General features: G+C 69.2%; 11 protein-coding genes and 1 pseudogene. 2 read left to right on the forward strand and 10 right to left on the reverse strand.

Annotated features, from left to right (window positions below):
• Window positions 1-2: 2 nt before the first annotated feature.
• From BM115_RS13215 to BM115_RS13240, 6 genes and pseudogenes are all read right to left on the reverse strand, one after another.
• Window positions 3-1,043 (reverse strand): chemotaxis response regulator protein-glutamate methylesterase, encoded by a 1,041-nt coding sequence (locus BM115_RS13215; protein WP_092294488.1) that lies wholly within the window; start codon window positions 1,041-1,043, stop codon window positions 3-5.
• A complete protein-coding gene (locus BM115_RS13220; protein ID WP_092294490.1) occupies window positions 1,040-3,313 on the reverse strand; it encodes a hybrid sensor histidine kinase/response regulator in 2,274 nt (757 codons plus the stop codon). Before BM115_RS13220 ends, BM115_RS13215 begins: the two co-directional genes overlap by 4 nt.
• On the reverse strand, window positions 3,310-3,990 hold the full coding sequence (locus BM115_RS13225; RefSeq protein WP_092294492.1) for a chemotaxis protein CheW: 681 nt from the start codon (window positions 3,988-3,990) through the stop codon (window positions 3,310-3,312). Before BM115_RS13225 ends, BM115_RS13220 begins: the two co-directional genes overlap by 4 nt.
• A complete protein-coding gene (locus BM115_RS13230; RefSeq protein WP_092294494.1) occupies window positions 3,983-5,266 on the reverse strand; it encodes a CheR family methyltransferase in 1,284 nt (427 codons plus the stop codon). Before BM115_RS13230 ends, BM115_RS13225 begins: the two co-directional genes overlap by 8 nt.
• Window positions 5,263-5,732: pseudogene (locus BM115_RS13235) on the reverse strand (chemotaxis protein CheW). The gene BM115_RS13230 and the pseudogene BM115_RS13235 overlap by 4 nt, the downstream one beginning before the upstream one ends.
• A 30-nt stretch (window positions 5,733-5,762) precedes the next feature.
• Window positions 5,763-7,382, reverse strand: a complete 1,620-nt coding sequence (locus tag BM115_RS13240; RefSeq protein ID WP_092294496.1) for a methyl-accepting chemotaxis protein — start codon at window positions 7,380-7,382, stop codon at window positions 5,763-5,765.
• A 287-nt stretch (window positions 7,383-7,669) separates the two neighbouring features.
• Here BM115_RS13240 and BM115_RS13245 point away from each other — a divergent pair, with 287 nt between their 5' ends.
• Window positions 7,670-8,995, forward strand: a complete 1,326-nt coding sequence (locus BM115_RS13245; protein ID WP_092294498.1) for a putative bifunctional diguanylate cyclase/phosphodiesterase — start codon at window positions 7,670-7,672, stop codon at window positions 8,993-8,995.
• A gap of 216 nt (window positions 8,996-9,211) precedes the next feature.
• Complete coding sequence (locus tag BM115_RS13250; RefSeq protein ID WP_177219910.1) at window positions 9,212-11,764, forward strand: DUF6600 domain-containing protein; 2,553 nt, start codon at window positions 9,212-9,214, stop codon at window positions 11,762-11,764.
• Window positions 11,765-11,914: 150 nt separating this feature from the next.
• On the opposite strand, the gene BM115_RS13255 is transcribed toward BM115_RS13250, so the two are convergent.
• The 4 genes from BM115_RS13255 to BM115_RS13270 are packed head-to-tail and all read right to left on the reverse strand — an operon-like array spanning window position 11,915 to window position 15,620.
• Complete coding sequence (locus BM115_RS13255) at window positions 11,915-13,087, reverse strand: ABC transporter substrate-binding protein (RefSeq protein WP_092294500.1); 1,173 nt, start codon at window positions 13,085-13,087, stop codon at window positions 11,915-11,917.
• Between the two features lie 50 nt (window positions 13,088-13,137).
• A complete protein-coding gene (locus tag BM115_RS13260; RefSeq protein WP_092294502.1) occupies window positions 13,138-13,845 on the reverse strand; it encodes an ABC transporter ATP-binding protein in 708 nt (235 codons plus the stop codon).
• Window positions 13,832-14,596, reverse strand: a complete 765-nt coding sequence (locus BM115_RS13265; protein ID WP_092294504.1) for an ABC transporter ATP-binding protein — start codon at window positions 14,594-14,596, stop codon at window positions 13,832-13,834. Before BM115_RS13265 ends, BM115_RS13260 begins: the two co-directional genes overlap by 14 nt.
• The gene (locus BM115_RS13270; protein ID WP_092294506.1) at window positions 14,589-15,620 is read right to left on the reverse strand and encodes a branched-chain amino acid ABC transporter permease; all 1,032 of its coding nucleotides are present in this window, start codon (window positions 15,618-15,620) and stop codon (window positions 14,589-14,591) included. Before BM115_RS13270 ends, BM115_RS13265 begins: the two co-directional genes overlap by 8 nt.
• Window positions 15,621-15,622 lie beyond the last annotated feature (2 nt).

Here is a 15,622-nt window from a genome sequence, read left to right on the forward strand (position 1 = left end):
TTTCATGCATCCTGTGCTTTGTTCTTGTTCTGGTGGCCGCCGCCGCACGCCTTCACCAGCCGCGCGGCAATCCGCGGCAGCGGCAGGATCTCGACGGCGGCGTCCAGTGCCGCAGCCGCCTTGGGCATGCCGTACACCGCGCTGGTGGCCTGGTCCTGCGCAATGGTGAGGTAGCCACGGTCGCGCATCGCCTTGAGGCCGAGGGCACCGTCGCGGCCCATGCCGGTGAGCAGCACGCCGACCGCCTCGCCGCGCCAGTGCTCCACCACCGATTCGAAGAACACGTCGATGGAAGGCCGGTACAGGTAATCGCCCGGCTCCGGGGTGTAGGCCATCCGCGCGGCATGTATCAACCGCAGATGATCGTTCGTGCCCGCCAGGACCACGGTGCCGATTCGCGGCCGCTCGCCGGCGCGCGCGATGCCCACCGGCAGCGCGCACTGGGCGTTGAGCCACTCGGCCATGCCGGGCGCGAACGCCTCGTCCACGTGCTGCACGGCGACCACCGCCGCGCCGAAGTCAGCCGGCAGCGCGCCCAGCAACGTGGCCAGTGCAGCCGGCCCGCCTGCCGAGGCGCCAATCGCCACCAGGCGGGGCGCGGCCGGCGTAGGCGTGGCGGCAGTCAGGGAATGCGATGCGATGGCGCGGCCATTCAGCAGCCGGGCGATGTTGCGGAGCTTGCGCAGCAGCGGCCCCGCCGCGAGTTGCGCGTCCGGTTCGGTCAGGGTGGGCGTGTCCACCGCATCGATCGCGCCGTGACCCATCGCGGCGAACACCTGGTCCGCGTTGCGCCCGAGGTCCATCGTCACCACGACGATCGCGCACGGCGTGGCGGCCATGATGCGCCGTGTGGCTTCCACGCCATCCATGACCGGCATCAGCAGGTCCATCAGGATCAGGTCGGGCGTTTGCGTGGTCGCCATGCGTATGGCCTGCTCGCCATCGCCGGCCACCCAGATGATCTCGTGCGTGGCATCGAGCGCGATGGCGCGCCGCAGCGCCGCCACGGCCAGCGAAGAATCATTGACGATACCGATCTTCATGCACGTGCCTCGCCGATGAGATCCAGCACGGCGTCCAGCAACGCCGTGTCATGGAAACTGCCTTTGGCCAGATAATAGTCCGCGCCAGCCTGCAACCCGCGTTCGCGATCCTGCTCGCGGTCCTTGTACGACACGATCATCACCGGCAACTGACGCAGGCGCGGCTCCTCGCGGATGCGGGTGACCAGTTCGATGCCGTCCATGCGCGGCATGTCCACGTCCGTGATGACGAGGTCGAAGGGCTCCGCGCGCAGGACGTTCCAGCCATCCATGCCGTCCACGGCCACGGCCACATCGTAGCCACGCCCGGCCAGCAGCTTGCGCTCCAGTTCGCGCACGGTCAGGGAATCGTCGACCACCAGCACCCGCTTGCGGCGGACGTCGGCAGTGCCGGCGCCGGCCTGGCGCACGCGCTCGATCCGGCCATCCGACACGAGTTTCTCGACCGAGCGCAGCATGTCCTCGACATCGAAGATCAGGACGGGCGTGCCGTCGTCGGTCAGGCTGCCCGCCGCGATGTCCTTGATCTTGCCCAGCGCCTGCGCCAGCGGCTGCACCACCAGCATGCGTTCACCCAGCAGGCGGTCCACGGCAATGCCGTAGACGCGATCCTGCTCGCCGATGATGACTACTGGCACGGTGTCGGCGTCCGGGGTGGCGGTCTCGGGCCGTTGCAGCAGTTGCGCCGCGCTGACGAGGCCTACGGGCCGGCCGTCATGGCGGAAGTGCTGGTGCTGTTCCACCTGCTCGATCTCGTCCCGGCGCACCGCCACGGCACGCATGACGTGCCCGAGCGGGAAGGCATAGGCTTCGCCGGCGACTTCTACCAGCAGCGTGCGCACGACGGACAGCGTAAGCGGCAATTCGAGATGGAAGTGGAGCCCGCTGCCGGGCTGCTGCGAGAGCCGCAGGCTGCCGCGCACGGCGCGCACCATGTCCTGCACCGCATCCAGCCCGACGCCACGCCCCGAGACATGAGACACCGTCTCGCGCAGGCTGAAGCCGGGCAGCAGCAGGAATTCGAGCAGTTCCGTCTCGGACATCCGCGCCGCCGTCTCGGGCTGCGCCAGGCTGCGGCGCACGATGGCCTCGCGCAACGCGCCGAAGTCCACGCCGGCCCCATCGTCGAAGATCTCGATGACAAGCCGCCCGGCGTTATGGCGTGCGTGCAGCGAGACGCGCCCTTCCTCGGGCTTGCCGGCGGCGCGGCGCACTTCGGGCGGCTCGATGCCGTGATCCACCGCATTGCGCAGCAGGTGGGCCAGCGGGGCGTCGAGCTGTTCGAGGATGTCGCGGTCCACCTGGGTTTGTTCGCCCGCCAGCGCCAGATGCACGGGCTTACCGAGCGCGCGGCCGAGGTCGCGCACCATGCGCGAATAGCCCATGATGCCGTCCGAGAGCGGTCGCATGCGACAGGACAGCGCGGTGTCGTAAAGCCGGCGCGACAGCCGGCTCGCCCGATGATCGTACTGGTCGATCTCCTCCACGCGCTGCGAAAGCTGGCCGTGGCTGTCCTCAAGCAACTGGCGCGCTTCGGCCAGCGCGGCGCGCAGCCGTGGCACGGTACCGTCGGCACTGGCCAGCAGGGCCTGGATGCCTTCCAGCGCCTGGAGCGCGCGCATTTGCTGGCGCCGCGCCTGCTGCATGGCGCCGCCGAACGGGCGCAGCCAGTGCGTCTCCACCATGGATTCGCCGGCCATGGCCAGCAGCCGGTCCAGCCGGTCCGCGTTGACGCGCAGCATGCGTTCCTGCGGGTCGGCGGCGGCCGTGGCCTGAGGGGCGGGCGGGACTTCGGGGGGGAAAACCTCGGGCGTTGCTGCGGATACCGCCGGCATCCGCGCGGGGGCCGGCTCCAGTTCAGTGCCGTCGAGCAGCGCGTTGAGGTGCGCGACGCAGGCGTTGATCTCGGCCAGTCCTTCCCGTTCGGGCCAGTCGAGCGCGCCGCCCGGGGGATGGCCGATCCGTTGCAGCAGGTCGGTGCCCTGCAGCAGGGCGTCGATATGGGACGGCGTCAGCAGCAGGCCGCCACGCTGCGCGGCGACGAGGCAGTCTTCCATCACATGCGCCACGCGCACGCCGCCATCCAGCCCGACGATGCGCGCTGCACCCTTGAGCGAGTGGGCGGCGCGCATGCACGATTCCAGGTGCGTGGCCGCCGCAGGCTCGCGTTCGAGCGCCAGCAGCCCCGCGTTCAGGATTTCCGCCTGCGCGTCCGCCTCCAGCGCGAACAGTTCGAGCATCGAGGCATCGCGGAGCTGTTCGGGATTCATGACAGGCTCCGCGACAGCGCCTGCCGGAGCAGGTCGGCATCGAGCAGGCCGACCGTGTGGCCGTCATGCTCGAACAGGGCGCGCGTGTAGTGCGCGGAGGCGCGGGCGAGCGTAGCCGGTAGCGGCAGCAGCGCGGCGTGGGGCACGTGCTGCACGCCTGCCACTTCGGCCACAGGCAGCGCAATGGCATTGCGCCCCTGGCCCAGCATCAGGAACCGTCCCGCGCGGCTGGTATCGGCCGCCGTGCCGCCGAACAGCAGCGCCAGCGACACGCAGGTCAGCAGCGCCCCCCGCACCGATGCCACGCCAACCAGCGCCGCGTGGCGACGGTGCGGCAGCGAGTGGATCGGCGCGGGCGCGGTGACTTCGCCGAGCACGGCGGTCGGCAGCGCGAGCCATTCATCGCCCACGCGGAAGACCACGCAAGACTGCCCTGCGGCACGGTCGACATGGAACGCACTCCCGGTAGGTTGATCGAGCGTGGCGGCATCCACAAGGTCGTCGACGGCCAGCGCGTCGAGCAGCGCCGTGGCGGCTTGCGCGTAGGTCGGGCAGTTGCGGCAGTGGACATGCGTCGCCAGCAGCGGGCACGAGGCGTCGCCGGACACGCCGATGCGTCGCCAGCAATCGTCGATGGCGGCAAGGTTCGGCAGCAGGGTGGCGGAGGTTTCAACCATGGCTCATGCGGGCGTGACGTTGGGCGCGTTCGCGCAGGCGCGCGGCACCGCCGGCGTCGCCCTCGCTATCGAGCAGGGCGGCAAGGTGGTAGAGGGCTTCCTCGTGGCCGGGATCGAGGTACACCGCCTTGCGGTAGGCGGCATGCGCATCGGCGACGTGGCCGGCGGCGTCGTGCAGCACGCCGAGCAGGCAGTAGGCGTTGGCGGATGGGCCGCGCTGTGCCAGGTATTGCTCGCACGCGACGGTGGCGTCGGCCACATCGCCACGGTCAGCCATGGCAGCAATCTCCGCGAGCGCATCGCCGCCGGCTTGCTGCGCGGGCGGGCGCGCGTGCGTGGCGGCGGGCGGCGCGGCGCGCAACGCGGGGGCCGGCTGGGGCCGGCGCGCGGGAGCGGCGGGGGAAGCCGGCAGCGGCGCACGGGGTAAGGCCGATGCCAACGACGCCGGCACGTCCCGCACGGGCGGGCGCACCGCGTGGGGATGGAAGGCGAAGGCGAGCGGCACCCCGGCGCCGGCGAGCCCTTCGCGCGTCAGCAGGCTGGCTTCGGCCGGGCCGACGAAGATCAGGCCGTCCGGGCGCGCCAGGCGCACCAGCGCCTGCGCCGCGCGGCGCTGCGTCTCCGGATCGAAATAGATCAGCAGGTTGCGGCAGAACACCACGTGGTAGGGCGGCTCGGCTGCGAGCAGCGACGGGTCGAGGAGATTCCCGGATAGCAGCCGGACCTGTGCCCGGACGCCATCGGCAATCTGGTAGCCCGCCGCCACCGGCGCGAAGTAGCGCTCGCGGAAGTCCAGCGGCCGGCCCCGGAACGCGTTGTTGCCATAGTGGCCGGCGCGCGCGCGCTCCAGCGCCCGGGCGCTGACATCCACGGCATCCACGCGAAACCGTTCGGGCGGCACGCCGGCGTCCAGCAGCGCCATGACGATGGAGTACGGCTCCTCGCCGGTGGAGCAGGGCACGCTCAGCACGCGCAGCATCGGCACACCATCGCCGAAGATGCGGTGGGCGGCAAAGCTCGCCATGGCCAGCAGCGCTTCACGATGGCGGAAGAACCAGGTTTCGGGCACCACTACGGCTTCGATCAGCGCCTGCAGCTCGTCTGGCACCGCGTGCAGCACGTTCCAGTAGTTGCCGAGATCGGCGGCGCCCACGGCGATCTGACGTTCCAGCACGGCGCGCGCGATGGTGCCGGCGCCGATGGCGCCCGCATCGAGCCCGATGCGTTCTTTCAGCAACACCTCGATGGGCGTGAGCGGGTGCGGGGCGTCGGTCATGCCGGGGCTGGATCGGGAAACAGCAGGTCGTGCACGGCATCGGGCAGCAGCGCGCCCACGCGCACCCATTGCACGAGGCCGCGCGCGTCGTGCAGCACGGGCCCGAGGTAGCGCACCGGGGCAGGGTCGATGCCGCCGTCGACGAAGGCGGCAGGATCGGCGCGCAGGGTTTCCGTGGCGTATTCGAGCCGCAGGCCGAGCAGGCGGGCGGGTTGGTCGTGGGTTGTGCGGCGATAATGCACCAGCACGGTTGCGTGCTCCGGCGCGCCACGGCGGGCGTGCCCGTGGCCAGCGCCGGGATGTCGATCACCGGCACCGGCTGGCCATGACGCACCATCAGCCCGGCGACCCATGCCGGCGCCCCCGGAATCTGCTTGAGCGTGGTCAGCGGCAGCACCTCGGCCACCTCGGCGGTATCGAGCGCGTAGTGGTCAGGACCGATGCGGAACAGCAGGAAGAGGGCCATGGCGGGACATGCGCGTCGCGGAGCCCGCGCTCACACCTTGAAGCGGGAGACGCCGCTGCGCAGTTCGTTGGCCACGAGGGTCAGCTCGTCGATGGCCTGGCTCGACTGGCGCAGCGACTCCACGGTCTGCTGCGCGGCTTCGGACAGCTGCATCAGCGCCTGGTTGATCTGTTCGGCGCCGCCGGCCTGCGCCTGCATGCCCTCGTTCACCATCTGCACGCGCGGCGCCAGCGACTGCACCTGGCCGATGATCTGGGAAAGCTGGTCGCCCACCTGGGTCACCTCGGACATGCCCCGGCGCACTTCCTCCGAGAACTTGTCCATGCCCATCACCCCGGCCGAGACGGCCGACTGGATCTCGCGCACCATCTGCTCGATATCGTAGGTGGCCACGGCGGTCTGGTCCGCCAGACGCCGGATCTCGGTCGCCACCACGGAAAAGCCGCGCCCGTACTCGCCGGCCTTCTCGGCCTCGATGGCGGCGTTCAGGGACAGCAGATTGGTCTGGTCCGCCACGCGGGCGATGGTGGTCACCACCTGATTGATATTGCCGGCGCGCTCGTTGAGCGTGGCCAGCCGGGCGTTGACCGAGCCGGCGGCCTCCATCACATGGTGCATGGTCGCCTCCATGCGCGACAGCCCGACCTGCCCGGTGCCCGCCAGCCCGGCGGTCTGCTCGGCGGCATGGGAGACTTCGCCCATTGTCCGCACGAGGTCACGCGAAGTGGCCGAGATCTCGCGCGAGGTAGCGCCGATCTGGGTCGTGGTGGCGGCGGTCTCGGTGGCCGTGGCCTGCTGCTGGCGGGCGGTGGCGGCGATCTCGTTGACCGACGTGGTGACCTGGATCGCCGAGCGCTGCGCCTGCCCAACCAGCGTGGTCAGTTCGCCGGACATCTGGTTGAAGCCTTCCTCGACGGCCAGGAATTCGTCGCGCCGCCCCAGCGCCATGCGCTGGCGCAGGTCGCCGCCGCGCATGCCGGTCAGCAGCGAGACGATGCCGCCCATCGGCACGGTAATCGAACGCAGCAGCAGGTAGCCGCAGACCGCGGCCACTACCACCGCCAGCGTCAGCGCCACCTCGATACTCTTCTTGGCGCCATCCACGGCCTTGCTGATGTCGGTGGCGGCGCCGCTCGCGATGGCGTTGTTGTCGTCGACCAGGGATTGCAGCGCCTTGCGGCCGTCGAGCCAGACGTCGTGGGCCTGCCCGCGCAGGGCGGTCTCGGCGGTGGCGGTGTCGCGCCATTTGGTCGGGTCGAGGTAAAGTTGCGCAGCCTGGTCGTATCGTGCGTGAAGTTCCTTGAACGCCGCGAAACGGGCTCGATCGTCCCCGCGGACGATGGATGCTTCATACAGCTGTTCCATGCGGTGGAAACGCTGGGTGGCGTCCTGGTGCTGGGCCAGCAGGCGGTTGCGCGCGCCGGCGTCGTCGGTGGTCACGATCTGCCAGGCCAGCACGTAGAACTCGCCCCAGATGCCGCGCATGCCCGCGCTGTAGTTCAGGCCGGGCAGGGCATCGTTGCGCATGACATCGCTTTCATGCTCGATGGCGGACAGGCGGTTATAGGCGACCACGCCCATCAGCGCCATGACAAGGAGAATGAGGCTGAAACTCGCCAGGATGCGCGAGCGAATGGTCCAGTTGTTCACGGTCGGGTCCGCGTTGGTCTGCTTGAATGAGCCGCTGGCAGGATTCGCGGCGGGGCGCTATCCGCCGGAAGGCGGATGGCCTTGCGGGTGCGGCAGGCGTTTGCGGCGTAGGGTACTGTAAGCGCCCGGCGCTGACAACGTGGGAGGGTGCCGGGCAGCCGCCCGCCAGCCCGCGCCGTTGCGCGGTTGCGCCGCATTTCTGTACCGCTTGATTTTTCCATGGTTTTCGTCACACTTGCCAAATAGCTTGAGCGGGACATATGTTCATCACAACTGATAGGGCAGGGATGGTGGCCAGGTCGGAGGTACAGGCGACTGGCGCCTTGCCGCCGGCGGATCTCGATCCGCTGACCGGCGTGGTCGCTCGCCAGGCATACTTGACGCGACTGGAGGCGCGCCTGCGCAGCGAGGCGCCGCCACGCTTTGCTTTGCTGCTGGTGGGCATCGACGACTTTCGCGCCTTCAACGACATGCACGGGCATGCCGAGGGCGACGCCATTCTCCAGGGCGTGGCCCGGCGGCTGGCCGACGCCTCCCCGCGCGACGCCATCATCGGCCGCGTGGGCAGCGACGAGTTCGGCGTGCTGCTGACCTCCATTTCGGACCCGACGCTGGTGCGCCACGTGAGCGCCGCCATCCTGTCGATGCTGTCCGCCCCCTATGAAATGAACGGCCGCCGGCACCATGTGCTGGCCAGTATCGGCGCCTGCGTGATGCCGGCCGGCGGCGAGAATTCGTCCGATGTCCTGGCGGCGGCCAGCCTGGCGCTGGCCCGGGCCAAGCACGACGGCGGCCGGACCATCCGCTTCTTCAAGCCGCAGATGCGCACCGACGTGACCACGCGGCTGTCGCTGGTGCAGGCGCTGCGCGAGGCCTATGCCCAGCGCCAGTTCGAGTTGCTCTATCAACCCCAGGTGGACCTGCGCGATGGCCGCGTGGTGGGCGCCGAGGCCCTGATGCGCTGGCGCCACCCGACGCTGGGCCTGCTGACGCCCGCCGCTTTCATCGACGCCCTGGCGGCCAGCAGCGTGGCCGGCGACGTGGGCATGTGGCTGCTGCATACCGCCTGCGCCCAGGCGCGGGCGTGGTCGCTGACCTTCGCCGAACCGCCGCGCGTGGCCATCAACCTGTTCGCCGCCCAGCTATCGGAAAGCCGGCTGCTGACCGAGGTGCGCCACGTGCTGCGCGCGCTGGAGCTGCCGGCGAAGCTGCTGGAGATCGAAATCACCGAGACCATCGCCCTGCAGCAGGGCGACGATGTCTCCGACCAGCTCCAGGCCCTGCGCCGGGACGGCGTGACGCTGACCTGCGACGATTTCGGCACCGGCTACGCCTCCCTGAGCTTCCTGAAGACGTTCCCCGTGGACCGGCTCAAGATCGACCAGTCCTTTATCCGCAACGTCACCCACGACGATGTGGACGCCGCCATCGTCCGCTCGGTCATCAATGTGGGCGAAAGCCTGCGCATCGGCGTGGTGGCGGAAGGCGTGGAGACCGCCGAGCAGCGCGATTTCCTGCTCGCCAACCGCTGCATCGAGGCCCAAGGCTACTTCTATGGCCGCCCGATGCCGCCTGACCGGCTGACCGACTTCCTGCGCAACCAGCCGCGCTGAGCGTTTATGCTGCGTCGCAGCAAACCGGTCGTCCTGTCAGCATCTGCAAGACTTGTTTCCGCGCATATCCGCCCGACCTCAGGACGGTGCGGGGGAAATATGTGCTTACAAAGTCAGGTCCGCAAGTCGCGTTCCCTGCCGTTATCCGATATACGGTGACATTACGGCGACACCCGCCAAACGCGGTGGGTGTCCGGAACAGAGATGATTTGCACGATGCAACCCCTTAATCGCCTGGCGATTGCCCTGGCTGCCGCGCTGGCGGCGCACGGCCTGATGGCGCAGGCCCAGGATTACGCACCGCCCGGCTACGCGCAGGGCGCCCCGGACGGCTCCGTCCTCGGCAACCCCGACGCACTGGCGCCGAACGGGCAATATGCCGATCCGTCATCCCGGATCGCCACCCTGACCGATGCAGCCGGCGGCATCAGCTTCGCGCCGGCCGGCTCGGACGAATGGGCGGCCATCGGCCTGAACCGGCCCGTGACCACCGGCGACCGGCTCTGGGTGGATCCGGGCGGCCGGGCCGAAGTCCATGCCGGCACCACCACGGTGCGGCTGGGCGGCGGCACGGCCGCCAGCATCCTCAACCTCGACGACGACACCACGCAGGTCAAGCTCACGCAAGGCTCGCTGCAACTGCGCGTGCGCGCCCTGCCGCAGGGCCAGCAGGTGGAAGTCGATACGCCCAACCTCGCCTTCGTGCCCAATGAACCGGGCGATTATCGGATCGACGTCTCGCCCGATGGCAGCACCACGCTGGTCAGCATGCGCCACGGCAGCGCAGTCGTGTATGGGGATTCGCGCTCGGTCGAGCTGTCGCGCGGCCAGCGCATGCGCTTTGCCGGCACCGACCTTGCCGATGCCGGCGCGGGCGCGTACCCGCCGCCAGACGGCTTCGACCAATGGACCGCCGCCCGTGACGCCCGCGAGGACCAGTCCGTCGCCGCGCGCTATGTGCCGCGCGAGATGACCGGCTACGCCGCGCTGGATGATTATGGCGACTGGCAGCAGGACGCCGGCTACGGCGCGGTGTGGTTCCCGCGCGCGGTGCCGAGCGGCTGGGCGCCGTACAGCACGGGGCACTGGGCCTGGGTGGCGCCATGGGGCTGGACCTGGATCGATGACGCGCCTTGGGGCTTTGCCCCGTCGCACTATGGCCGCTGGGCCCATTTCGGCAACCGCTGGGGCTGGGTGCCCGGCCCGGCCAGCGTGCGCCCGTACTACGCGCCGGCCGTGGTCGGCTTTATCGGCGGCAGCGCGGCCACTATCCGGATTGGCGGCGGCCCCGGGGTCGCCTGGTACCCGCTCGGGCCGCGCGATGTCTACCGGCCGGGCTATCGGGCCAGCCAGAACTATGTCTCGCGGATTAACTACGCCCCGATCCACCACTATGGGCGGGGCGGGGACGGCCGTGACCGGGACCGGGAGCGCTGGGTTAATCGCAACGTGCCGGGCGCCATCACGGGCATGCCGTCGCGCAATTTCGTCGAAGGCCGGCCTGTGCCGCGCGGGTCCCACCACGACGCGTGGCGGACCTTGCCGGTGGGCGAGGGCCGGGGCGCGCCGCCGATGGCGCCAGTCAAGCGTAGTTATATAGGCGAGGCGCCGACGCGTGCGCTGCCGCCGATGGCGCGGCAGGGGTTCGAGCGGCAGGCCATCGCCACGCACCTGCCGGGCCGCCCGGCGTTCGACGACCGGCGCCCGGGGCGCCCGCCGTCGCAACAGGCGGGGCAGGCCGATAGAGGTGATAGAGGTGATCGCGGTGACCGAGGGGGGCCGGGCGGCCAAGGTGGACAGGGCCGGCCGGACGTGCGCCTGACCGAGGCCGCGCTGGCAGCCCGCCATCGTGGCGGCGATCCGAGCCGTGACGGCGCGCCGCGCGGCTTCGTGAACCCGGTGCAGGGTGGCGCCCAGCGTCCCGACGACAATCCGCGCGACAACGGCAGGAACTGGAGCACACGCCCGGACCAGATGCGCGGCGTGCCGCCCGAGGCCCAACGCCAGCAACAGGCCGTGCAGCGCCAGCAGTTCGAGCAACAACGGCAGTTGGGCGAGCAGCAGCGGCAATCGGCCGATTTCCAGCAACGCCAGCAGCAGGCGCTACAGAATCAGCGCCAGGAGCAGCAGCGGCAATTGCAGGAGCAGCAGCGCCAGGGGCAGGATCTGCAGCGGCGCCAGCAGTACGACCAGCAGCGTATGGCGCAGGAGCAGCAGCGCCAGCTTCAGGACCAGCAGCGCGAAGCGACCCAGCGCCGTCAGTTCGACCAGCAGCGGGCGCAGCAGGAGCAGCAGCGCCAGCAGCAGGACCAGCAGCGCGAGGCGATGCAGCGCCACCAGTTCGACCAGCAACGGGCGCAGCAGGATCAGCAGCGGCAGCAGCGCCAGCAGTTCGAGCAGCAACGCGCGCAGCAGGAGCAGCAACGCCAGCAGATGGAACACCAGCGGGCCGCGCAGGAGCAACAGCGCCAGCAGATGGAGCACCAGCGCCAGGCTGCGCAACAGCAGCGGCAGGCGCAGGAGCAGCAGCGCGCGCAGCAGGACCAGCAGCGCCAGCAGATGGAGCAGCAGCGTCAGGCCCAGCAGCAGCGGCAGGCCCAGGACCAGCAGCAACGGGCGCAGCAGCAACAGCAACAGCAGCAGGAACGCCAGCGGCAGTTCCAGCAGCAACAGCAGCAGCAACAACAGCGCGGCCAGAATGAGCCGGGTGACCGGGGCGGCCACGGCAACCGCGGGGCGATGCAGGCGCGCAACGACGATCGGCGCTAACCCGCGCGACGCGCACCAAAGACAAAGGGCGTCCGGAGCCACCGGACGCCCTTCGCTTTCTCTCCACATTTCACGCCGGCTGTGCCGCCGGCTGGTACCGCCTTGCTACGCCTTCTCCCTCCGTAGAAGCCTGTTGCTGCGCCGCCTGGCTTACTTCGCCAGTTCCGACAGGCGCACCGGTGCGATCTTGCCGTTCTGGACCCAGCCGACCACGGTGTCCGCCACCGAGCCGCCCTTGGCGTCGATGCCCTCCACCTCGTTCGGGTTCACGTCCTTCGGCAGGGCCTTGACGGCCTCCGGAATCTTGGCGCGGATGGCCGCCGAGTCGGTGGTCGTGCCGGCCAGCTTCATCGCATTGGCCAGCGCCCACGTCATCGTGTAGTTCAGGGACATCTCCGTGGTGGCATCGCGGCCATCATGGAGCTTCTTGTACTTGGCGTTGTAGGCCTGCGCGGCCGGGCGCGTGTCGTTGACCAGCGGCATCACGCCGATCGAGCCCTCGAGCATGCCGAGCCCGTTGGTGACCTTGGCCATCTCGTCCATCTTGGCCTGGTCCATGACGATGAAGCCGCCCTTGAAGCCCAGCTCGCGCGCCTGCTTGACGACCAGCGCGGTCGGCTCCGAGGGGCCGCCCACGAACATCACGTCCGGCTTCTCGGCGATTGCGCGCGACACGCCGGTGTAGAAGTCGGTCGCCTTGGTGTACGACATCGGGTTGTTGCCCACGATCTTGCCGCCGGCGCCTTCCCAGGCCGGCACGAAGGCCTGCACCCATGCCTTGGCGTAGTCATGGTCGGCCGGCACCAGTGCCACGTTCTTGCCGTAGCGCTTCATCTGGGCCTTGATAAACGGCTCGATATAGCCGGTATAGGCCGGCGGGATGCGGATGGTCAGCTTGTTGCCGGCATCGGTGATGCGCGGCACGCTCGAGTAGGCCATGACCAGGAACTTCTCCTGCTCGTTGAAGGCCTGCAGCGCGAAGATGCCGCCCGAATGCGGCACGAAGACGGCCGGGGTCTTGTGCTGCTGCACCAGGCGGCGGGCGTTGATGGCGGCCTCGGCCGGCGCGTACTTGTCGTCCAGCGCCACCACTTCCAGCTTGACCTTCTTGCCGTTGACGGCCAGGCCCTGCGCGTTGATCTCGTCCACGGCCATCTGGATGCCAGACAGCACGTTCTTGCCATACAGCGCGGCGCCGCCGGAGAGCGGGCCAGTGTAGCCAATCTTGACCACTTCCTGCGCGAGCGCGGGCGTGGCGGCGAAGAGCGCGGCCACGGCGCATGCGGCCAGCGGGAAGAAACGACCCATCGTCTTGTGCTGCATTGCTGTCTCCTTTTTGGATTTGGTACTGCGCTTGTCTGGTGTTGTTCGATCTACCCGCCGATGTAAGCCTTCCGAATGCCTTCGTCCTTGAGCAGCGACTCCCGGTCGCCTTCCATCACGATCCGGCCGCTCTCGATCACGTACGCCCGATGCGCGATGCCGAGGGCGGCGTAGGCGTTCTGCTCGGCCAGCAGCACCGTGGTGCCGGCGCGGTTGATGCGCTGGATCACCTCGAACATCTGCTTGACCACCAGCGGCGCCAGCCCCAGCGACGGCTCGTCCAGCAGCAGCGCACGCGGGCGGCCCATCAGCGCGCGGCCCAGCGCCACCATCTGCTGCTGCCCGCCGGACAGCGAGCCGGCGGGGTCGTCCTTCTTCTGGCGCAGGATCGGGAACATCTCGAAGACTTCCTCGAGCGTCTCCCGGATGCCCGCGCTGTCGCGGCGGTGCACGTAGGCGCCCAACGTCAGGTTCTTCTGCACGCTCATCGCCGGAAACAGCTTGCGGCCTTCGGGGCAGTGCACCAGCCCGGCCTGCACGATCTGCGACGGCTTCATGCCGGACAGCTCGCGGCCATCGAAGCGCATGCTGCCGCCGCTGGTGCGATGGATGCCGCTCATCGCCAGGAAGATCGAGCTCTTGCCCGCGCCGTTGGCGCCGAGCAGCACCACCAGTTCACCGGCCTTGGCGTGCAGCGAGACGTTGTCCAGCGCACGGAAGCTGCCGTACGACAGCGAGACGCGTTCAAGCTGCAACATGGTCGGCTCCCAGATAGGCTTCGATGACGCGCGGGTCCTGCTGGACCTGCGCCGGCGTGCCTTCGGCGATCTTCTCGCCGTAGTTGAGCACCATGATCTTGTCGGCCAGCCGCATGATCATGTCCATCTTGTGTTCGATCAGGCAGACGGTCTTGCCGTGCCGCACCATCTTGCGGATCAGTTCGGCCAGCCCCACGGTTTCCTCGGGGTTCACGCCGCCGGCCGGTTCATCGAGCAGCAGCAGTTCGGGGTCCGTGGCCAGCGCCAGCGCGAAGGCCACGCGCTTGCGGGCTTCCTGGGTGATGTCGGCGGCCACCTCATGGGCCAGATGCGTCAGGCCGACGAAGTCGAGCGCCGCCTCGGCCTTCTCGCGGCACAGCCGCTCTTCCTGGCGCAGGCGCCGGGAGTTGAACAGCACGTCGGCCAGCCCCGACGACGTGCGCAGCCGGTGGCCGACGATCAGGTTGTCGAGCACCGTCGCGCGGTCGAACAGGGCCGTGGCCTGGAACGTGCGCGCCACGCCGAGCCGGGCGATCTGGTCCGCGCGCAGGCCGGCCACGTCCTGCCCCTTGAACAGGATCTGGCCAGAACTCGGCGCGTGCGTGCCGGCAATCAGGTTGAAGAAGGTGGTCTTGCCGGCGCCATTCGGGCCGATGATCGCGTTGATATGGCCGGCTTCGAACGCCACGGACACGTCGTGCACCGCGGTCAGCCCGCCGAATTTCTTGGTGAGGTTGCGGATCTCAAGCATTCTCGGCTCCGGGGCGGGTGGTCGGGACGGGTGGCTGCACGTTGCCGGGGCGCGCGGCGGCATGCTGGCCACGGCGTGCGGCGGCGGCGCGGCGGGCCTGCTTCTTCAGGTACGAGCCGACGATGCCATCCGGGAAGAAGATGATCAGCAGGATCAGCACCGGGCCGAACACGAGCATGCGGTAGTCCTGCAGGAACTGGAGCGTCTGGGTGACCCAGGGCACCAGCACCGAGCCGAGCAGCGGTCCGAGCAGCGTGCCGGTACCGCCGACCAGCATCGCCATGACCATGTCGAACGTGACATCGGTACGGGCGATGTCCGGGCCCAGGAAGCGCACCTGCCCCGCGTAGAGTGCGCCGGCATAGCCGGCGAAGCCCACCGACAGCACGAACGACAGCACCTTGGTGCGCATCAGGTTGATGCCCAGCGCTTCGGCCAGCGCGTCGCTGTTGCGTACCGCCAGGAAGCTGCGGCCCAGCAGCGAGCTGACGATGCGATGCATGATGAACATGCCGATCACCAGGAAGGTCAGCACGAGGTAGTACTGCGCCGGCACGCTGTCGAAGGTGATCGGGCCGATGGCCGCCGGCACCGGAATGCCGATCAGGCCGACCGTGCCGTGCGTGAGGCCTTCCCACTTCTCGATCAGCAGGTAGATGATGTAGCCGACGCACATCGTGAAGATCGAGAAGTAATGGCCCTTGAGGCGCAGCGACACCACGCCCACCACGTAGCCGAACGCCATGCAGACCAGGCCGGAGAGCGCGAAGGCGAGCCAGAACGGCAGTTGGTGGTCCACGGTCAGGATGCCCACCGTGTAGGCGCCAATCGCCATGAAACCGCCGTGCGCCAGGTTGAGCTGGCCCGTATAGCCGGTCAGCAGGTTCAGGCCGAGCGTGGCGATGCCGTAGATGAACGCCAGCGTCATCACGGTCAGGAAGTAGCTGTTGGGCACGACCAGCGGAAACGCGATGGCGGCCGCCAGCAGCAGGGCCCAGCCGGTCTTTCCTTGCAGTGCTTTCATGG

The sequence above is a fragment of the Cupriavidus sp. OV096 genome, from assembly GCF_900115455.1.
Taxonomy (GTDB): Bacteria; Pseudomonadota; Gammaproteobacteria; order Burkholderiales; family Burkholderiaceae; genus Cupriavidus.

Excerpts from the sequence above, each read along its gene's own strand:
- BM115_RS13215 (WP_092294488.1), bottom strand. The coding sequence starts at position 1,043 with ATGAAGATCGGTATCGTCAATGATTCTTCGCTGGCCGTGGCGGCGCTG.
- BM115_RS13220 (WP_092294490.1), bottom strand. The coding sequence starts at position 3,313 with ATGAATCCCGAACAGCTCCGCGATGCCTCGATGCTCGAACTGTTCGCG.
- BM115_RS13225 (WP_092294492.1), bottom strand. The coding sequence starts at position 3,990 with ATGGTTGAAACCTCCGCCACCCTGCTGCCGAACCTTGCCGCCATCGAC.
- BM115_RS13230 (WP_092294494.1), bottom strand. The coding sequence starts at position 5,266 with ATGACCGACGCCCCGCACCCGCTCACGCCCATCGAGGTGTTGCTGAAA.
- BM115_RS13245 (WP_092294498.1), top strand. The coding sequence starts at position 7,670 with ATGGTGGCCAGGTCGGAGGTACAGGCGACTGGCGCCTTGCCGCCGGCG.
- BM115_RS13250 (WP_177219910.1), top strand. The coding sequence starts at position 9,212 with ATGCAACCCCTTAATCGCCTGGCGATTGCCCTGGCTGCCGCGCTGGCG.
- BM115_RS13255 (WP_092294500.1), bottom strand. The coding sequence starts at position 13,087 with ATGCAGCACAAGACGATGGGTCGTTTCTTCCCGCTGGCCGCATGCGCC.
- BM115_RS13260 (WP_092294502.1), bottom strand. The coding sequence starts at position 13,845 with ATGTTGCAGCTTGAACGCGTCTCGCTGTCGTACGGCAGCTTCCGTGCG.
- BM115_RS13265 (WP_092294504.1), bottom strand. The coding sequence starts at position 14,596 with ATGCTTGAGATCCGCAACCTCACCAAGAAATTCGGCGGGCTGACCGCG.
- BM115_RS13270 (WP_092294506.1), bottom strand. The coding sequence starts at position 15,620 with ATGAAAGCACTGCAAGGAAAGACCGGCTGGGCCCTGCTGCTGGCGGCC.